At 64.9% G+C, this 17,009-nt stretch carries 18 protein-coding genes and 1 pseudogene; 13 read left to right on the top strand and 6 right to left on the bottom strand.

What is annotated here, in order from left to right; translation table 11 throughout:
* Positions 1 to 148: 148 nt before the first annotated feature.
* The gene (locus tag A9975_RS12925; RefSeq protein WP_183033099.1) at positions 149 to 604 is read right to left on the bottom strand and encodes a DUF3331 domain-containing protein; all 456 of its coding nucleotides are present in this window, start codon (positions 602 to 604) and stop codon (positions 149 to 151) included.
* A 225-nt stretch (positions 605 to 829) separates the two neighbouring features.
* On the opposite strand from A9975_RS12925, the pseudogene A9975_RS12920 reads away from it, so the two are divergent.
* Both A9975_RS12920 and katG read left to right on the top strand, forming a co-directional pair.
* Positions 830 to 1,045, top strand: a pseudogene (locus A9975_RS12920) (hypothetical protein); the annotation flags it as partial.
* Between the two features lie 128 nt (positions 1,046 to 1,173).
* Complete coding sequence (gene katG / locus A9975_RS12915) at positions 1,174 to 3,381, top strand: catalase/peroxidase HPI (RefSeq protein WP_183033098.1); 2,208 nt, start codon at positions 1,174 to 1,176, stop codon at positions 3,379 to 3,381.
* Positions 3,382 to 3,539: 158 nt separating this feature from the next.
* Here katG and A9975_RS12910 read toward each other — a convergent pair whose 3' ends face one another.
* A complete protein-coding gene (locus tag A9975_RS12910; protein WP_183033097.1) occupies positions 3,540 to 3,932 on the bottom strand; it encodes a DUF6331 family protein in 393 nt (130 codons plus the stop codon).
* 280 nt (positions 3,933 to 4,212) lie between these two features.
* Here A9975_RS12910 and A9975_RS12905 point away from each other — a divergent pair, with 280 nt between their 5' ends.
* Positions 4,213 to 4,608 (top strand): DUF1801 domain-containing protein, encoded by a 396-nt coding sequence (locus tag A9975_RS12905; protein ID WP_183033096.1) that lies wholly within the window; start codon positions 4,213 to 4,215, stop codon positions 4,606 to 4,608.
* 77 nt (positions 4,609 to 4,685) lie between these two features.
* Here A9975_RS12905 and A9975_RS12900 read toward each other — a convergent pair whose 3' ends face one another.
* Positions 4,686 to 5,096 (bottom strand): hypothetical protein, encoded by a 411-nt coding sequence (locus A9975_RS12900; protein WP_183033165.1) that lies wholly within the window; start codon positions 5,094 to 5,096, stop codon positions 4,686 to 4,688.
* Positions 5,097 to 5,434: 338 nt separating this feature from the next.
* On the opposite strand from A9975_RS12900, the gene A9975_RS12895 reads away from it, so the two are divergent.
* Together A9975_RS12895 and A9975_RS12890 are read left to right on the top strand one after the other, a co-directional pair.
* On the top strand, positions 5,435 to 5,866 hold the full coding sequence (locus tag A9975_RS12895) for a CopG family transcriptional regulator (protein ID WP_174428417.1): 432 nt from the start codon (positions 5,435 to 5,437) through the stop codon (positions 5,864 to 5,866).
* Positions 5,867 to 5,918: 52 nt separating this feature from the next.
* Positions 5,919 to 7,088, top strand: a complete 1,170-nt coding sequence (locus A9975_RS12890; RefSeq protein WP_183033164.1) for a PHB depolymerase family esterase — start codon at positions 5,919 to 5,921, stop codon at positions 7,086 to 7,088.
* A gap of 41 nt (positions 7,089 to 7,129) precedes the next feature.
* On the opposite strand, the gene A9975_RS12885 is transcribed toward A9975_RS12890, so the two are convergent.
* Positions 7,130 to 8,017 (bottom strand): LysR family transcriptional regulator, encoded by an 888-nt coding sequence (locus A9975_RS12885; RefSeq protein ID WP_183033095.1) that lies wholly within the window; start codon positions 8,015 to 8,017, stop codon positions 7,130 to 7,132.
* 230 nt (positions 8,018 to 8,247) lie between these two features.
* On the opposite strand from A9975_RS12885, the gene A9975_RS12880 reads away from it, so the two are divergent.
* The 3 genes from A9975_RS12880 to A9975_RS12870 all read left to right on the top strand — a co-directional run bounded on the left by A9975_RS12880 (position 8,248) and on the right by A9975_RS12870 (position 11,134).
* Positions 8,248 to 9,249: an ornithine cyclodeaminase family protein gene (locus A9975_RS12880; protein ID WP_183033094.1), complete on the top strand. Its 1,002-nt coding sequence runs from the start codon at positions 8,248 to 8,250 to the stop codon at positions 9,247 to 9,249.
* Positions 9,246 to 10,079, top strand: a complete 834-nt coding sequence (locus tag A9975_RS12875; RefSeq protein ID WP_183033093.1) for a phosphate/phosphite/phosphonate ABC transporter substrate-binding protein — start codon at positions 9,246 to 9,248, stop codon at positions 10,077 to 10,079. The genes A9975_RS12880 and A9975_RS12875 overlap by 4 nt, the downstream gene beginning before the upstream one ends.
* A gap of 98 nt (positions 10,080 to 10,177) precedes the next feature.
* Positions 10,178 to 11,134, top strand: coding sequence for a tripartite tricarboxylate transporter substrate binding protein (locus A9975_RS12870; protein ID WP_183033092.1), 957 nt, complete (start codon positions 10,178 to 10,180; stop codon positions 11,132 to 11,134).
* Between the two features lie 119 nt (positions 11,135 to 11,253).
* On the opposite strand, the gene A9975_RS12865 is transcribed toward A9975_RS12870, so the two are convergent.
* Entirely contained in the window at positions 11,254 to 11,796 is a 543-nt protein-coding gene (locus A9975_RS12865) for an ureidoglycolate lyase (RefSeq protein WP_370564499.1), read from the bottom strand.
* Between the two features lie 251 nt (positions 11,797 to 12,047).
* Here A9975_RS12865 and A9975_RS12860 point away from each other — a divergent pair, with 251 nt between their 5' ends.
* The 3 genes from A9975_RS12860 (at position 12,048) to A9975_RS12850 (ending at position 15,544) form a co-directional block, all read left to right on the top strand.
* Entirely contained in the window at positions 12,048 to 13,370 is a 1,323-nt protein-coding gene (locus A9975_RS12860; protein WP_183033162.1) for an MFS transporter, read from the top strand.
* 132 nt (positions 13,371 to 13,502) lie between these two features.
* Positions 13,503 to 14,231: a FadR/GntR family transcriptional regulator gene (locus A9975_RS12855; protein WP_183033091.1), complete on the top strand. Its 729-nt coding sequence runs from the start codon at positions 13,503 to 13,505 to the stop codon at positions 14,229 to 14,231.
* Between the two features lie 119 nt (positions 14,232 to 14,350).
* A complete protein-coding gene (locus A9975_RS12850; protein WP_183033090.1) occupies positions 14,351 to 15,544 on the top strand; it encodes a methyl-accepting chemotaxis protein in 1,194 nt (397 codons plus the stop codon).
* Between the two features lie 52 nt (positions 15,545 to 15,596).
* Here the strand turns inward: A9975_RS12850 and A9975_RS12845 are convergent, their stop codons facing one another.
* A complete protein-coding gene (locus tag A9975_RS12845) occupies positions 15,597 to 15,872 on the bottom strand; it encodes a hypothetical protein (RefSeq protein WP_183033089.1) in 276 nt (91 codons plus the stop codon).
* A gap of 31 nt (positions 15,873 to 15,903) precedes the next feature.
* Between A9975_RS12845 and A9975_RS12840 the strand changes: the two genes are divergently transcribed.
* Both A9975_RS12840 and A9975_RS12835 read left to right on the top strand, forming a co-directional pair.
* Complete coding sequence (locus A9975_RS12840) at positions 15,904 to 16,272, top strand: RcnB family protein (protein ID WP_220810718.1); 369 nt, start codon at positions 15,904 to 15,906, stop codon at positions 16,270 to 16,272.
* Between the two features lie 362 nt (positions 16,273 to 16,634).
* Entirely contained in the window at positions 16,635 to 16,955 is a 321-nt protein-coding gene (locus A9975_RS12835) for a high-potential iron-sulfur protein (protein ID WP_043354321.1), read from the top strand.
* The last annotated feature ends 54 nt before the right edge of the window (positions 16,956 to 17,009 follow it).

Here is a 17,009-nt window from a genome sequence, read left to right as displayed (position 1 = left end):
GGAGGATATTAGGTTCGGATTATGTTTGAAATCAAGTGGCCATGTTGCATGGATGAAACATGAATATGCGCGCTATGCATGTCGAATGCGGTCTTCTGCCTATCTTCGTGCGCAGGCCACGTTGTCAGCCACCTCGTGCCTCTGTCCCTCATGCCGCCAAGGCATCCCCGCCGCAGGCGTCGGCGTCGGTCCCGCACGCTGCATGTACCGCCGACGCGAGGATCATGGCTTCGGCGTTGCGCGCCGGCGGCCGGCAGGGGCGCGGGCGGTAGACGGCCTGGCCCTTGGCGATGGGCAGCCCGCTGAGGGCGCACACGCCAGCCCCGCGCGCCGATATCGCAGCCCAGATCTGCGCGCCGTAACGGCAATGGGTGGCATCGCGCCAGCTGATCACCGCCAAGGTGGGGCTGGGTCGCTCAACCACGCTGACGATGGCGGTGTGGCGGTGGTGCCCGGGATCTTCCTCATCGGGCCAGGCGCAGTCGGCGTACAGCTGGAAGGCCTGACGCGCACGGAGCAGGCCGATGGTGCTGTCCCACGGGTCGGGGCGGTCCGCTTGCGCGCATGGGGTGGAGGATGTGGCGGGATTCGGGTGCGCTGGCATGGTCAGCTCCGGATGATGGAGGCGGGCGGGGGAGGCAGCCGGACCCCCGTCGCGCGGATGAAGGCTGGCGTGCGGACGCCAACTATAAAGACATCTTATGACGCGCGCCGCGCCGCACGCAGTTGTCCATCGGTGCAGGCGCGGTACGACATTGAGATGGCCGGGTTATACGAACGTAGGAGGCGCCAGCTGCGGATGGGAAGAAGGCCGTTGCCTGCAGGAGGCAATCTGCTCGAATGGCAGCGCGACTGGGCGCACCGCGATAGCTATGACGCCGTGATGAAGCTGGTCAAGGAACACTCGGGCGCCTACGGCATGGGCGTGGACTACGCCTACACCATGGTGCACAAGGCCGCGCAACGTACCGCCACGCCGCACGCGTCGCTCGCCCTTGGGCCACTGGCTTCGATCCCACACAGTGAGTGCATCGTCGATGCGTGACCTGCCTATCCTTTAGTTTGATTGACAGCTTCTCGCCGTCGCACCGATCATCGGCTCGCACCGCGTCCACCGGGCACACAGGTGTCCAGGGGCCATGGCCGCTGACTGATTCTGATAGGAGAGAGCGCATGTCCAATGAAGCAAAGTGTCCGTTCAATCATGCTGCCGGCGGCGGTACGACAAATCGTGACTGGTGGCCGAAGCAGTTGCGGTTGGACTTGCTCAGTCAGCATTCCGACAAGTCCAGCCCAATGGACGAGAGCTTCAGATATGCCGAGGCTTTCAAGCGTCTCGACCTCGCGGCGGTAAAAAGAGACCTTGCTGCGCTGATGACCGATTCGCAGGATTGGTGGCCGGCGGACTTTGGCCACTACGGTCCACTCTTTATCCGCATGGCTTGGCATAGTGCGGGCACCTACCGTGTCGACGACGGCCGGGGAGGCGCCGGACGCGGTCAGCAGCGTTTTGCACCGCTCAATAGCTGGCCCGATAACGTCAGCCTGGACAAGGCACGTCGCCTGCTCTGGCCGATCAAGCAGAAGTACGGGAACAAGATTTCCTGGGCCGACCTGCTGATCCTCACCGGCAATGTCGCGCTGGAGACCATGGGATTCAAGACCTTCGGCTTCGCCGGCGGTCGTGAAGATACCTGGGAACCGGACAATGACGTCTACTGGGGTAACGAGAAAACCTGGCTGGGCGGCGATATCCGTTACGGCAAGGGCGCGGCCGGCGGCCCGGACGACGGACGAAACCTGGAAAATCCACTGGCCGCGGTGCAGATGGGCCTCATCTACGTGAATCCGGAAGGCCCCGACGGCAATCCGGATCCAATCGCGGCCGCGCGCGATATCCGCGAGACCTTCCGCCGCATGGCCATGGACGACGAGGAAACCGTCGCGCTGATCGCCGGTGGCCATACTTTTGGCAAGACGCACGGCGCCGGACCGGCCGGCAACGTTGGCCCGGAGCCGGAGATTGCTGATCTGGAGCAGCAGGGGCTGGGCTGGAAGAGCAGTTTTGGCGCCGGCAAGGGGGCCGATGCCATTACCAGCGGTCTGGAAGTGACCTGGACGGCGACGCCGACGAAATGGGGCATGGGATTTTTCGAGAACCTGTTCCGCTACGATTGGGCGTTGACCAAGAGCCCGGCCGGCGCGCATCAATGGGTGGCAAAGGATGCCGGTGAGACGATCCCGCACGCGCACGATCCTTCGAAGAAGCTGCGGCCTACGATGCTGACCACCGATCTTTCGCTGCGCTTCGACCCGGCTTACGAGAAGATCTCGCGGCGCTTCCTGGAGAATCCTGACCAGTTTGCCGACGCATTTGCCCGCGCCTGGTTCAAGCTGACCCATCGCGACATGGGTCCGCGCGCCCGTTACCTTGGCCCGGAAGTGCCTGCGCAAGCCTTGATCTGGCAAGACCCGATCCCCGTCGTCGACCATCCGCTGGTCAACGACCAGGATATCGTTTCGCTCAAGCAGAAGATTCGAGCGTCGGGGCTGTCCGTAGCGCAGCTGGTGTCGACGGCCTGGGCATCGGCATCGACCTTCCGTGGCTCGGACAAGCGCGGCGGTGCCAATGGCGCTCGCATCCGCCTGGCACCGCAGGTTGAATGGCCCGTCAACCAGCCTCAGCAATTGGCGAAGGTGCTGACGGTCCTGGACGGCATCCAGTCCGAGTTCAACCGCGCACAGTCTGGCGGCAAGAAGATTTCACTGGCGGATTTGATTGTGCTGGCCGGCGGAGCTGCTATCGAGCAGGCAGCAGAAAGGGCAGGCCATCGGGTGACCGTGCCGTTCGCGCCAGGTCGCATGGACGCGTCGCAGGAACAGACCGACGTGCAATCTTTCGGGGTGCTTGAACCGGTTGCGGATGGCTTTCGCAATTACCTCAAGGGAGAATACAGCGTTCCCGCGGAGGCGTTGCTGATCGACAAGGCCCAACTGCTGACGCTGACCGCACCGGAGATGACCGTTCTGCTTGGCGGGCTTCGTGTGCTGAACGTTCATGCCGCAACAGAGGCTCACGGCGTTCTCACCGACCGGCCGCAGACGTTGACCAATGACTTCTTTCGTAACCTGCTCGACATGCGTACGGAATGGAAGCCACTTTCGGCTTCCCGGGAAGTATTCGAGGGATACGACCGCAAGACCGGTGAACTGAAATGGACTGGCACGCGTGTCGATCTGATCTTCGGTTCGCACGCACAGCTCCGCGCGCTCTCTGAAGTCTACGCAAGCGAAGACGCCCAAGAGAAATTCATTCGTGACTTCGTCACGGCATGGGTCAAGGTGATGAATCTCGATCGGTTCGATCTGGCCTCCCGGTAGAGGCACGTTCCTCCAGTCTTGCTATTCGCACTTAATCGGCTGACCGGCTGACCGGCTGCTCATGTTCGCTACAGAACATGCTGCACCAGTCAGCCCTCGGTCGTCCACGCTGACGTGTTTGCCGGACAGCCAGTTCTTCTTCGATCGCCAAGAGCCGCTCAGGCCTTCGCGTCGCGCGCTCCGGACGCAAGGCAGGCAGCGATGTGGTCGATCAGCTGAAGCAAGACCTGCCTGTCGAAGTAGTTGTTCATCCTGTGGCTGAGGAACACGTCGCCGCCAGCGCCGGCGACGCGTTCTCTTATCTGGGCAATCCGCTCGGCAAGATCGGGGAGGCCGGCTTGCATCGCCGCCCGGGCAATGGCATCGGGCCAGAAACCATAGGCGTCAATGCCGCAACAGTCCGCGACGCATTCCGTTTCGAGCCGGTCAAGCAAGGGCAGGATAGGGGCGAGCCACTCGTCGATGTCCACCGCGTCGTGGTACTTCCCTTGCAAGTCGATGAACGGAATCCATTTGCCTTCGCCGATGCTGATGTCGCCTTGATTTGCCATTTCCTTCGCGCGTGCCTGGGAGGGGAGAGTCGGCAGAGTGTAGCCGAGCGCGGCGCCCCAGTATCGGCTGACAAAACCATGTCATCTGGCGGCGGCCGCCAGCAATCTGAAGCGTGTCACCATGTCGCCACGACCCCGTATGGTCGATAACGATCATGCAGCATGAACCAACGGGGTATGCTAGATTCAATGCCGCCTATTCAGGCGCGGTGCGGCTCAGGGAAGGGCGAGCCGGCTATGCAGGCAAGCTGGTAAAACAGCCGAATCAGGTGCAATCCCCATGAAAATGAGCACAACGCCGCAGGGCGAATCCCCTTCCCGCCTGATCGACGCCAGGATCCAGGAACTGGACGACTGGCGGGGCAAGACGCTCGCCCATGTCCGCGCTCTCATCAAGCAGGCTGACCCTGAGGTGGTCGAAGAGTGGAAATGGCGAGGCGTTCCGGTTTGGTCTCACGATGGACTGATCTGCACCGGTGAGACGTACAAGAGCATTGTGAAGCTGACGTTTGCCAAGGGCGCTTCGCTCAAGGATCCTTCCGGACTATTCAACGCCAGCCTGGAAGGCAACACCCGGCGCGCCATCGATTTGCATGAGGGCGACGAGATGGATGAGGATGCCTTCAAGACGCTCATACGCGCCGCCGCAGCCCTGAACAGGTCATCGGCCCGCTAGCCATTCCGGCGCCGCATGCGTTGGCGCCTATCCTGGCCGCCCACGCAGCAATCATGGCCAACCACCACGCCCAGCAGCTACGGCCGCTTGTCTCCTGCCGGGCTGGCAGGGCGCTGCGCCGGCAGCTTGCCGACGATGCAATCCACGGCACGTGTATCCGATTTGCCTTGCCCGAGCGCGCCGATGACCGAGTCGCGATACTGCGCCGGCGTGATGCGCTGGTAGTAAAGCCGGGAGGTCTGGTCGAGCCAGTACACGTAGTCGCTGTCGTTCTGGCCGCCGTCGGTGCGCAGCCAGTCGCTGATGTTGTTGTTTCCGATCATCATGTTCGGGCAGCCTCGCTGCACGCTGTCGAGGTAGGCATCGAAGCCTTTCGCCTCGTAGTTGCGCACCGAATCTGGCGCGCAGGCGCATAGCGCCAGGGCTGCGCAAGCGCAGGCAAGCCAGCATGCCGCCCGGCGATGCCGTGGGCTGTGGCGCGTTGTCATTGCGGGGGCTGGCATATCGCTCCTATGTCCTCTCGGTCACGCGATTTCTCGATTACGCGATCTCTCGATCCCTGGTTCCCTGCTGCTCTGGTTCGGTGTGCGTGAAGCCACGCCCAAGGATAGAGCGGATCCCCCGGCACCTTGCCGCGTGGCGAAAAATTTCATGGGTCGCCTGCAAAGGCTTGAATGCCAGGGTGGGCAATGCTGCCGGATACCGTAGGCCGCACTTTCATGTGCGAATGCAGCAAAAATCGGCAATCGTCCTTGAATAATAGGTAGCTCCATCCTATAACCATCCCATTGGATGGTATTCGGATGGTTCTGGATGATAAACAACGATGGATGAGCAACAAAAGGCACTTGTGGCGCAACCCCGCCCTAAGGGCGGCGAAACGGAGAAGATCACGATCAATCTCGGCCCGGTCGATCTCGGCCAGATCGACCTGCTGGTCGAAGAAGGCTTTTACTCAAACCGTACCGACCTGATCCGCACCGCGATCCGCAACCAGCTTGCGATCCACGCGCAGGCCGTCAGCGAGACCGTGACGCGGCGCGCGCTGGTGCTTGGCCTGCAGCATTTCTCCCGCCAGGACCTGGAGGCGGCGCAAGCCGCGCACCAGCGCCTGGATATCCATGTGCTGGGACTGGCCAGCATCGCATCCGATGTCACGCCCGAGCTTGCCCTGGCCACGATCGAGTCGATCGTGGTGCTGGGCGCTTTCCATGCCTCCGCCGCCGTCAAGGCCGCGCTGGCCGGCCGCATCCGCTAAGCCGCCAGGCAACGGAACGCCCAACGCCAAAGGCACATAGAAGGACACCATGATGAAGATGAACGAAGAATTCCTGGCTTCCATGCAGGAAGCCATGGCGCTGCTGCGCACCGCGGGGCCGCTGGAAGCCACCGAGGTCATTGCGCGCGCGTTGCGCGGCAACAGCGCAGTGCCCAATGCCGGCTTCCAGCCTGCGCAAGTTGTCGAGGCGCTGCTGCCACGCCAGGCGCAGGAGAGCGCCGCCCAGGCGCGCGAAGGCCGCGCACACCCCGGGGATATGCCGCAACCCACGCCGCAACCCACGCCGCAACAAACGCCGCAACAAACGCCGCAACAAACGCCGCAACCCGCAGCGCAACCCGGCGCGCAGGACACCGGCCACTTCACCACCAGGCGCCATGCCGGACACGCCGGCCAGCGCGCCTACAAGCTCTACGTGCCCGCCGGCTTCGAGGGCAAGCGCTTGCCGCTGGTGGTGATGCTGCACGGCTGCACGCAGGACGCCGACGATTTTGCGGCGGGTACCCGCATGAATGCGCTGGCAAGGCAGCACGGTTTCCTGGTTGCTTATCCCATCCAGCCCGTGACGGCGAACCCGTCAAGGTGCTGGAGTTGGTTCAAGCCGGGCGACCAGCAGCGCGAGCTTGGCGAGCCGTCGTTGATCGCGGGCATCACGCGGGAAGTCATGGCCAGCCATCCGGTCGATCCCGATCGCGTGTACGTGGCCGGCTTGTCCGCCGGCGGCGCCATGGCCGCCGTGATGGTGCACGCTTATCCCGACCTGTATGCCGCGGCGGGGATTCACTCCGGCTTGCCGTATGCCAGCGCGCATGACTTGCCGTCGGCGCTGGCCGCGATGCAGGGCGGCAAGCTGGCGGGCCTGCACATGGCGAAAGCACAGGCCGCTGCGCTGCGGCCCCTGATCGTCTTCCAGGGAGACGCGGATACAACGGTGCATGTGTCCAACGCCGACCGGCTGCTGGGAGCCTTCCAGCATTGCGGTGAGCAGGACGGCCAGCGCAGGAGCAAGCAGAACGGGCGTGCCTTCACGCGCCGTCAGTTGAAGTCGCGCGATGGCGTTGATGCGGAGTATTGGCTGCTGCATGGCGCGCCGCACGCGTGGGCGGGTGGCAGCACGCATGGCTCGTACACCGATGCGAGCGGGCCCGATGCCAGCGCGGAGATGGTGCGGTTTTTCCTGGCGCATCCGTTGAAGCGGTAAGCGGTGGCACGGGTGCGTCGACCCGATCGCCACCGCACGCCTCAAGCCTTCATCCGCGCCACCAGTTCCTGCGCAAACTCCAGCGACAGCCGCGACAGCGGCTCGGACTGGACATTGAAGATCTGGACCGAGGCATTGACCTTGGTCCGGATCGGAATCGCCACGATATTGGGCCACGCCTGCCCGAACACCGTCATGGCATCGACCAGCGCGATGCCGGCCCCGGCCTGCGCCAGCGCACGCGCCACGTGCGCCTGCTCCACTTCGATGCGCATATCGAGGTCGTCGAAGCCGCTGCCAAACATTTCCCGCACCAGCAAGCCGAACGGCACATCCGCGCCGTAGCCGATCAATGGCTCCCCGGCAAGCTCCGCCGGGCGCACGTAGCTGCGCCCGCTCAAAGGGTGCCCCGCGGGCACCAGCGCCACCATCGGGTTCTTCACCAGCAGCCGGGATTCCAGGTTGGGATGCGCCAGCGGCATGTTGGACACGGCCAGCTCGGCCTGGCCGGAGAGCAGGGCGCGCAGCATGTTGCCCGGGATCTGCGTGCGCACGACGATGCGCACGGCCGGATGCGCGGCGCGAAACGAGGCGATGGCGCGGGGCAGCACCGTCTGCCCGAGATTCGGGCTGCATGAAATGCGCAGGCTGCCCGTGCGGTTGGTTGCGAGGTCTTCCGCGATCTCGTTCACGCGCTCGATCCCCTCGTACACCACATTGACCTCGCCCAGCAGCCGCCTGGCTTCCGGCGTGGGATGCAGGCGTCCCTTCACGCGGCGGAACAGTTCCAGCCCCAGGCGCTGCTCGGTGTGCGACATCAGCCGGCTGATGGCGGGCTGCGACACATACAGGAGCTTGGACGCGCCGCTGATCGAGCCCGTGAGCATCACGGCACGGAACACTTCGATCTGCCGGAGGTTCATTTTCATGATTTCAACCTATTAACCTGATGTTAAGTTGCGCGGATAGATAAGCATATGACAGTAAGGATGAGGCTGCCTACACTGGGTCCTGGCAGCGCGCTTGCGCACGTGCACCAAGGCGGCGCCAGGGGCGATTGGCGCTGGCACCGCGATGGGGATGTATGGCCCACCTCGGGGCATCCTGATGCATGCCGGTGCATCGCCCCAACGTCCATTGCGGGAGACAAGGAAAACACATGAGCGACATCCATCTGACCTACATCAACGGCCGTGACATTGCCAAGCTCGCGATGACCGACCAGGAAATCCTCGACGCGGTCGAGCAGGGCCTGCTGGCGCAAGGCAACAAGCAGACGGTGATCGAGCCGCGCGTGCACCTGATCCCAGACCCGGCATTCAATGGCCACTTCAATGTGCTGCGGGGCTATGTGGCGCCCCTGGGGCTGGCCGGCGTGAAGATCGTTGGCGACTACGTCGACAACTACAAGCTGGGCCTGCCGTCGGAGATGGCCATGCTCAACCTGTTCGACCCGCGCACCGGTATGCCGGTGGCGATGATCGACGCGACCTTCATCACCGATGCGCGCACCGGCGCGGTGACCGCGCTGGGCGCTCGCCACCTGGCACGGCGCAACAGCAAGGTGCTTGGCCATATCGGCGCGCGCGGCACGTCGTACTGGAACGTGCGCCTGCTCGACAGCCTCTTCGACTTCGACGAGATCCGGGTGCATTCACGCCGCCCGGAAAGCCGCGACGCGTTCGCCGCGCGGCTGGAGAAGGATCTTGGCAAGAAGGTCATCGTCACGCAGGACTGGGAGTCGTGCGTGCGGGGCGCGGACATCGTGGTCGAGGCGTCGCGGCTGGACAAGCCCACGCCGCTGCTCAAGACCGAGTGGATCAAGCCGGGCGCGTTTGTGGTGCCGTATGGGACCATGAGCGCGGTGGAGCTGTCGCTGACCGACATCATGAGCAAGCTGGTGGTGGACGACTGGACGCAGTGCAAGGGCGGCATGTTTGGCTCCCTGCGCGCGCATGTGGAGGCGGGCAAGTTGTCCGGGCAGACGCTGCACGCGGAGCTTGGCGATATCGTCGCGGGCCGCAAGCCGGGCCGCCAGAGCGATGACGAGACCAACCTGTTCTGGCACCGAGGCCTGTCGCTGAGCGATATCGCGCTTGGCCACGCCATCATGAAGAAGGCCGAGCGCATGGGCATTGGCCAGCAGCTCGTCTACGCATGATCGCCAACGCGCGCATGTATGCGGTGGCCGCGCCGGTGGCCCAGGCGTGGCGTGCGCTGTTTGCCTACGTGGGCGAGCGCGCCGGCATGGCGTGGACGTACATTGAGCATGCCGCGCCGGCGCCGGTCAGCGCGCTGTGGGCGCGGCCGGACTGCGGCTGCGTCTTCATGTGCGGGTTCCCGTTCGTCAGCGCGGGAAGCCGGCATCGCCTGCTGGCGGCGCCGGTGCCATCGTTGGCGCGCTACGGGGACCGGCCGGAATACTTCACCGAGTTCATCGTGCGCGACGATGCGGCGTTCGCCACCCTGGAGCCGGCCTTTGGTGGCCGGCTGGCCTGCATGCTGCCGGAATCGAACTCCGGCTTTAACGCGCCGCGGCACTACCTGATGGCAAAGGCTGCCGCCGGCGCTGCCACGCTGTTCCGGCCAACGGCGGCGCCAACCCCCACGCCACGCCAGGTGATCGACGCGGTGATCGGTGGCGATGCCGAGGTTGGCGTGGTCGACAGCTATGTGCTGGACCTGCTGCGCATGCATGTCCCTGAGCTGATGGCGAAGGTGCGCAGCGTGGCGGTGACGCCGGCGTCTCCGATCCCGCCGCTGGTGGCCGCGCCGCAGGCCGGCGACGCCGCCGTGGCGCGCGTGCGCGCCGTGCTGCTGGACCTGCATCGCGACCCGGCCTGCGCGGGCTGGCTCGCGCAGCTGCGGCTGGCGCGCTTTGCATGCGTCGCCGCGCAGGACTATGACGTGCTGGCGCGCTACGCCCGCGAAGCCGACCACGCGCGCTTTGCGCTGACCGGCACCCTTGACGCCAGGGCGCCGCGTCCATGACCGCCACGGCAGCCAGCGCGGCTTGCGTGCGGCCCGACCGTGCCGGGGAGTCCGTTTTTGTGATTGTCTGATAGTCCGACTGACGTGGAGAAATGTCGATGAAGCGTTTCCTGATGACCTTGCTGGCCGCCGGGCTGCCGATGCTGGCCAGCGCCCAGGCCTATCCGTCCAAGCCCGTGCGGCTGATCGTGCCGTTCCCGGCGGGCGGGCCCGCCGACGTGCTCGGCAGGGTCGTGGGCGAGGGACTGTCCAAGGCGTGGGGCCAGAGCGTGCTGGTGGAGAACAAGGCGGGCGCGGCCGGCACCATCGGCATGGAGCAGGCGGCCAAGGCCGCGCCGGACGGCTATACGCTGGCGGTGGTGCCGGTGGGCAATATCGCCGTCAATCCTTCGCTGTTCCGCAGCCTGCCGTACAAGGCGCAAGACCTGGTGCCGGTGACGATGCTGGCGACGGCGCAGAACGTGCTGGTGGTCGGCGCCAACGTCCCCGCAGCTTCCCTCGCGGATCTGCTCAAGCTGGCGGCGCAAAAGCCGGGCGAGCTGACCTTCGCCTCGCCCGGGGCCGGCAGCCAGGCGCACCTGGCGGGCGAGTTGCTGCAGCTGGACGCCAAGGTCAAGCTCAACCACATTCCCTACAAGGGCGTGAGCCCGGCCATGACCGACCTGGTGGGGGGGCAGGTGACCATGATGTTCGCGCAGGTCTCGTCGGCGTTGCCCTACGTCAAGGCGGGCAAGCTCCACGCGCTTGGCGTGGCCAGCCAGAAACGCCTGGCGGTGATGCCCGACGTGCCCACCATTGCCGAGCAGGGCTTCCCCAGGTTCGAGGCGGTATCCTGGTACGCGCTGATGGCGCCGGCAGGCACGCCCAGGGAGGTGATCGCCCGCATCAATCACCAGGCGCTTGAAGTCCTGGCGAACCCGGCGCTCAAGGAGAAGCTGGCCACGCTTGGCATGGATCCGAGCGGCGGCACGCCACAGGAACTGGCGACCACGATCGAGCAGGACAGCGCGCGCTGGGCCGGCGTGATTCGCAAGCGCCAGATCACGGTGGACTGAGGGCGTTGCGAGGCCGCCAGCTTGATCCGCTGCGCCAATCGCAGGCAGCGGGGAGTGGGATCAAGCCGGTGCCGTCCTGCACCCGTCCTGCACCTAATTCGCGACCGGCGACGACGCCTCTACCCCGCCACCTGGTAGTTGCCGCGCAGCTCGGTAACGTCGCAGTTGTGGCCCTCGCCGCCCCGGTCCACCACCAGGAAGCGCGCCGTGCCTTGCGTGACGATCAGCGAGTGATGCCAGGTGCCGCGCTTGTAGTTCACGCCTTGCCTGCCGTTGGTGACGAACACGCGGATGGCCGATTCGTCGATCTGCTCGCCAACGGGCGCCACGACCACGAGGAAGGCGGCCTCGTCCAGGGGCACGAAGGCCTGGCTGCCCAGCGGGTGCCGCTCCATGGCGCGGATGCCTAGCGGCAGCGCATAAGGCTGCGCGTCGAAGAAGCTGATCAGCGCCCGGCCGCACTGCGTGCCGACATCGACGCTGGCAAGGTCGTCATAGCGCAGCGTCATGCCGCCATTGATCACCATCGGCGCGCGCCCCTCGCTTTCGATGACATCGCCAAACGGGGCGAATGCAGCTACGGTCAGTGGCTCCGCCTGCAGGCGCACCGGCGCTTGGGATGGCAATGGGGGCTGGATCGCCTTCTCGTCGGGAGCAGACACGTTTTTCCTCTTGTCGTGGGTAAGAAGTGGCCGGCGAAGGCGCCTTGCCAATCTCCGTGGATCGACTGGTAATACCAGTGATGCCAGTATCCGGTTGTCAACGGCCGGCGTCAAGGCGCCTATATCACAGGGTTTACGCCGCTTTCCTATGGAAACGCCGGGACGTATCCTTCGCCATCTCCAAGAAAACAGACTGGTAATACCAGTTGAGATAACAAGCCGAGCCACCCGAGGAGGAAACCGCTGTGTCCCTGACCACCGCCCCATCGCTAGCCCCCGAGCCCGCCGCCGCCCACGCGACGGCGGCGCAGGAAAACGCCGTCTACCGCAAGGTGGCGTGGCGCCTGTTGCCGTTCCTGATGCTCTGTTATGTCGTGGCCTACCTGGACCGTGTCAACGTGGGGTTTGCCAAGCTGCATATGCTGGGCGACCTGCAGTTCAGCGAGTCCGCCTACGGGCTGGGCGCCGGCCTGTTCTTCATCGGGTACTTCTTCTTTGAAGTGCCAAGCAATGTGCTGATGCACCGCATCGGCGCCAAGGCGACCATCTCGCGCATCATGATCATGTGGAGCGTGATTTCGGCGGCGATGGTGTTCGTGCAGACCACCACGCAGTTCTACGTGCTGCGCTTCCTGCTCGGCGCGGCCGAGGCGGGCTTTTACCCCGGCATGATCTTGTACCTGACCTACTGGTTCCCGTCGCACCGCCGCGCGCGCATGGTGGCGTTGTTCATGTGCGCGATCCCGGTGTCGGGCATCTTTGGCGGCCCGCTCTCCGGCTTCATCATGGAGTCCATGCAGGGTGTGGCGGGGCTGCGCGGCTGGCAATGGATGTTCCTGATCGAAGCACTGCCTTCGCTGCTGGTCGGCGTTGCCGTGCTGGCCTACCTGGACAACAACATCCGCTCGGCGCGCTGGCTCACGCAGGGCGAGAAGGACTTGCTGGAGCGCAACATCGCCAACGAGAACGCCAACAAAAGCGGGCACATGACCATGCGGCAGCTGTTCTCGGACCGCCGCATCATCAAGATGGCCTGCATCTGTTTTTGCACGGTGATGGGCCAGTACGGGCTGACGTTCTGGCTGCCGTCCCTGATCCGGCAGTCCGGCGTGAGCGGCGCGCTGAATATCGGCCTGCTGACGGCCATCCCGTTCTCCGTCGCGGTGTGTTCGATGATTCTGGTCAGCCGTAGCTCAGACCGCATGCGCGAACGCCGCTGGCACCTGATCGTGCCGTTTTGCTGCGGCGCCGCCGGCCTGGCGCTGAGCGCGATCTTCAGCGACAACGTGGTGCTCTCGCTCGCCGCACTGGCGCTCGCTGCGGGTGGCAGCCTGGCCACCTCGCCGTTGTTCTGGAGCCTGCCGACCGCGCTGCTATCTGGCGCGGGCGCCGCAGCCGGCATCGCCATGATCAACTCGTTCGCTAACCTGGCGGGCTTTGTCAGCCCTTACATGATCGGCCTGATCAAGGACGCGACGCAGAGCACCAACCTGGCCATGTTCGTGCTGGCTGGCGTGCTGCTTTGCGGCGCGGCGCTGACCTATACGGTGCCGGCGCGGCTGGTGAACAAGTAGGCCAGGCAGGCGTGCGATGGCGCTGCCCGGGGCATGCTCCGGGCGGGCCGTCGAGTACAATTTGCCGTCAATCCGGCGGCAAGCGCCGGCCCCCCATCTTTCACGATCCCGCGCAGGACTTCATCGCACCCAATGGTCACAGCTACCGCCATCTCCGCCAACGCCGCGAACCTGATCCGCGAGTGGATCGAGGGCGGCAAGTATCCGGCCGGATCGCTGTTGCCCTCGCAGCGCGACCTGTCGGAGCAGCTCGGCATCAGCCGCACCTCGCTGCGTGAGGCGTTGTCCACGCTGCAGGGGCTGGGGCTGGTGGTCTCGCGCCCCGGCAAGGGCGTGTATGTGGCCGCCGACGCTGGCGACGGCGCGCCGCCGCCATGGCGTTTTTCCAAATCGCATTCGCTGACCGATATCTACCAGTTGCGCTTCGCGCTGGAGGGCTTCACCGTGGGGCTGGCCGCGGCGGCGCTGCTGCCGGAAGACATCGACGCCCTGCGCGAGAACACCGAGGCCATGCGGGTGTGCATCGACGCGTCCGACTTCACGCAGGCCGCCCGGCTGGACTTTGATTTTCATATGCGCATCATCGCGATCGCCGGCAACCGTGCCATCGCCGATATCCTGCGCAACAGCACCGACGTCATGCAGGAAAGCCAGCGCTTGCCGTTCTACCAGCGCGGCAGCCGCCATGCCACCTGCACCGAGCATTGCGCCATCATCGACGCCTTGGCCGCGGGCGATGCCAGCCTGGCCCAGCGCGCCATGTCGGATCACATCGTCCGGGCGGCCCAGCGCGCCGGCGTGCATTTCCCCGCGGGCAGCCGCGCGGGCGACGGGGCGGCGCCGGGCCATCTTCCCGGCTGAGCGGGCCTTGCGGACGGAGCGGATAAAGGCATCCAGGATTTCTCCTAAAGTTTCTGCGCGCATCGCCGTTATCCAGACGACGAAGCAGGCGTAGTCCACATAAAAGGGGAGATGCAGCAATGATGTCATTTGCCAACCTGACCATCCGTACGCGCCTTGGCGTGGGATTCGCGGTGGTTTTGCTCTTGATGGCCGCGGCAATCGCGACCGGGCTGGACCGCTTGCCCGGGGCCGGCGGCGGTGACGCGCAGCAAGCCATCGATGGCGCGCGTACCTTGATGTTTACCCTATGGCTTGTCGCGCTTCTGGTGGGCGCCGCCTTTACCTACGGCATTGCGCGCGGTATCGCCGAACCGCTAGGCGAGGCCGTCTATATCGCCGAGACCGTGGCCTCCGGCGACCTCAGCAAGGAATTCGAAACCGAACGCAAGGGCGAATTCGGCCGCTTGCTGGCCGGCATGGGCGAGATGGAGGACATGCTCACGGACCTGGTGACCCGCATCAAGGAATCGACCGATTCCATCTCCGACGCCTCCAAGCAGATCGCCGCCGGCAATGCCGACCTCTCGCAGCGCACGGAGGAGCAGGCCTCGGCGCTGCAGGAAACCGCATCGAGCATGGGCGAGCTGACCGCCATGGTCCGGCAGAATACCGAGCGCGCGCACGCGGCCAATGAGCTGGCGGCCAATGCCTCGCACATTGCGCAGCGCGGCGGCACCGTGGTGGGCGAGGTGGTGGAAACCATGCAGGCGATCAGCGCCAGCTCCAAGAAGGTCGTCGACATCATCGACGTGATCGAGGGCATTGCGTTCCAGACCAATATCCTGGCGCTCAACGCCGCCGTGGAAGCGGCGCGCGCGGGCGAGCAAGGGCGCGGCTTTGCCGTGGTGGCCGGCGAGGTGCGCACGCTGGCGCAGCGCAGCGCCGCGGCCGCCAAGGAAATCCGTGGCCTGATCGGCGATTCGGTTGAGCAGGTGCGCAACGGCTCCGCGCGGGTGGAGCATGCCGGCCAGACCATGCGCGAGATCGTGACGGCGTCCAGCCAGGTCACCACCATCCTGGGCGAGATTTCGGTGGCATCGGCACAGCAGAGCGGCGGCATCGAGCAGGTCAATCAAGCCGTGATGCAAATGGACGCGGTCACGCAGCAGAACGCCGCGCTGGTGGAGCAAGCCGCCGCCTCCGCATCGGCCCTGGCGGAACAGGCGCACCAGTTGCAGAACGCGGTGGGCGAGTTCAAGCTGGAAGCCACCCCTGACGACGCCCCGGGGCAACACCGCTTTGCCGGCACGCTGCAGGGCGCGCACGCCTGATCGCTGGTGGCAGGCCTTGTGATGCAGGCGCGCCTTGCGTGCCGCGTCCTGGTCAAATCGGGTTGTATTTCTTACACGGATGGCGGGCATTTACCGCCATCGTGTTCTTGCCAGTCTCCTTGCGCACTTCATTTTTGCTCCGCGCAAGCATGATGAGCGCCTGATCCGGCGCTTCTCGGCGGCATCCTGCGCCGCAGCCACTATTCTTAAATCGGGCATCGAAGTTGCGAGCCAGTCCATGGCGACAAGCCATTTGTGTGGACTGCTTGTGCTTTTGGCCTTGTTGACGATGTCCTGCCAGGGCCAGCGCGGCCACCGCGGCCGGCATGGCTACAGCGGCTAATAAAAAGGAGTGCCTGATGACGAAAACCGTGAGAAGCAAACTGCTGTTGGGCGTGATGCTCGCCGGCGGGTTCCTGGTTTCGGCCCAAAGTTTTGCGCAGCCGGACCGCGACTCTGGCCGTGGCTACCAATACCATGGCCAGCCGCCCCGGGACGACCGCGGGCGGCCGGGTGACGACCGTGACAACGCGCGTAGCGGGCCGGGCCAGTGGCATAAGGGCGACAGGCTCCCCACGGAGTACCGTGATCGCCAGTATGTGGTGGATGACTGGCATTCGTACGACCTGCCGAAGCCATCGAAGGGCCACCACTGGGTTGGCATTGGCGCGGATTACTACATGGTCGCGCCAAACGGGGCAATTGTGGATGTGGGCGGACGGCGCTAAAACGTTCTGCCCAGCCTGATCCGGCCGCATACGATCCGGCGGCCGGATTCCGGGTGCGTGCAGGGCATGGATCGATCGCATTCCATGACTACGCGCAACGTCGACGTAATCGGCGTCGTCTAAACTCAATCGGGATACAAGCCTGGAGCCAGCCATGACGGCGGCTCCGGGTGCCGGCTGCGCGCACTTTAAACCGACGTGTCTGACACTTGGTTTTTTGCTGGGGCGTGGCCTGCGTCCGGGCTGGTATCCGGCGGGCGCCGTCATGGGCGCGCCGATGGTTGACGGACGGTGGCTTGCGTGGTTGCACAAGGCGCGCCCCTGTCCGGTTTGTCCCCCCACAGAAAAAAAGAGGATTAAAGATGTCAACTCGTCGTCATTTCTTGAAAGGCATTCCGATCATCGCGGCGGCCGGCGCGCTGGGTGTTTCCCTGCCAGCCCGGGCACAGGGAAGCGGCCCGATGGTGGATGAAAAGGACCCGCAGGCGGTTGGCCTTGGCTACAAGGCGGATTCGTCGAAGGTGGACAAGGCCAAGTACCCGAAGCATGACGCCAGCCAGCATTGCGGCAACTGCCAGCTCTTCCAGGGCAAGGCGGCGGACGCAAGCGGCGGCTGCCCGCTGTTCGCCGGCAAGCAGGTCGCGACCAAGGGCTGGTGCAGTGCGTGGGTGAAGAAGGCTTGAAGAAAGCTTGAAGAAAGCTTGATGCAGGTTGATGGAGGTTGATGGTGGCTTGAT

This window comes from Cupriavidus sp. UME77 (assembly GCF_014170355.1).
Lineage (GTDB): Bacteria > Pseudomonadota > Gammaproteobacteria > Burkholderiales > Burkholderiaceae > Cupriavidus > Cupriavidus basilensis.
Note: the sequence above shows the minus strand (reverse complement) of the source record. Positions and strands in the feature narration are given on the sequence as shown.

Bases quoted from the DNA above. Each gene is read 5' to 3' on its own strand.
- A9975_RS12835 (WP_043354321.1), top strand. From the start codon at position 16,635: ATGTCAACTCGTCGTCATTTCTTGAAAGGCATTCCGATCATCGCGGCG.
- A9975_RS12855 (WP_183033091.1), top strand. From the start codon at position 13,503: ATGGTCACAGCTACCGCCATCTCCGCCAACGCCGCGAACCTGATCCGC.
- A9975_RS12850 (WP_183033090.1), top strand. From the start codon at position 14,351: ATGATGTCATTTGCCAACCTGACCATCCGTACGCGCCTTGGCGTGGGA.
- katG (WP_183033098.1), top strand. From the start codon at position 1,174: ATGTCCAATGAAGCAAAGTGTCCGTTCAATCATGCTGCCGGCGGCGGT.
- A9975_RS12840 (WP_220810718.1), top strand. From the start codon at position 15,904: ATGACGAAAACCGTGAGAAGCAAACTGCTGTTGGGCGTGATGCTCGCC.
- A9975_RS12890 (WP_183033164.1), top strand. From the start codon at position 5,919: ATGAAGATGAACGAAGAATTCCTGGCTTCCATGCAGGAAGCCATGGCG.
- A9975_RS12845 (WP_183033089.1), bottom strand. From the start codon at position 15,872: ATGCCGGCCGCGGTGGCCGCGCTGGCCCTGGCAGGACATCGTCAACAA.
- A9975_RS12875 (WP_183033093.1), top strand. From the start codon at position 9,246: ATGATCGCCAACGCGCGCATGTATGCGGTGGCCGCGCCGGTGGCCCAG.
- A9975_RS12885 (WP_183033095.1), bottom strand. From the start codon at position 8,017: ATGAAAATGAACCTCCGGCAGATCGAAGTGTTCCGTGCCGTGATGCTC.
- A9975_RS12880 (WP_183033094.1), top strand. From the start codon at position 8,248: ATGAGCGACATCCATCTGACCTACATCAACGGCCGTGACATTGCCAAG.
- A9975_RS12870 (WP_183033092.1), top strand. From the start codon at position 10,178: ATGAAGCGTTTCCTGATGACCTTGCTGGCCGCCGGGCTGCCGATGCTG.
- A9975_RS12910 (WP_183033097.1), bottom strand. From the start codon at position 3,932: ATGGCAAATCAAGGCGACATCAGCATCGGCGAAGGCAAATGGATTCCG.
- A9975_RS12925 (WP_183033099.1), bottom strand. From the start codon at position 604: ATGCCAGCGCACCCGAATCCCGCCACATCCTCCACCCCATGCGCGCAA.
- A9975_RS12905 (WP_183033096.1), top strand. From the start codon at position 4,213: ATGAAAATGAGCACAACGCCGCAGGGCGAATCCCCTTCCCGCCTGATC.
- A9975_RS12895 (WP_174428417.1), top strand. From the start codon at position 5,435: ATGGATGAGCAACAAAAGGCACTTGTGGCGCAACCCCGCCCTAAGGGC.
- A9975_RS12900 (WP_183033165.1), bottom strand. From the start codon at position 5,096: ATGACAACGCGCCACAGCCCACGGCATCGCCGGGCGGCATGCTGGCTT.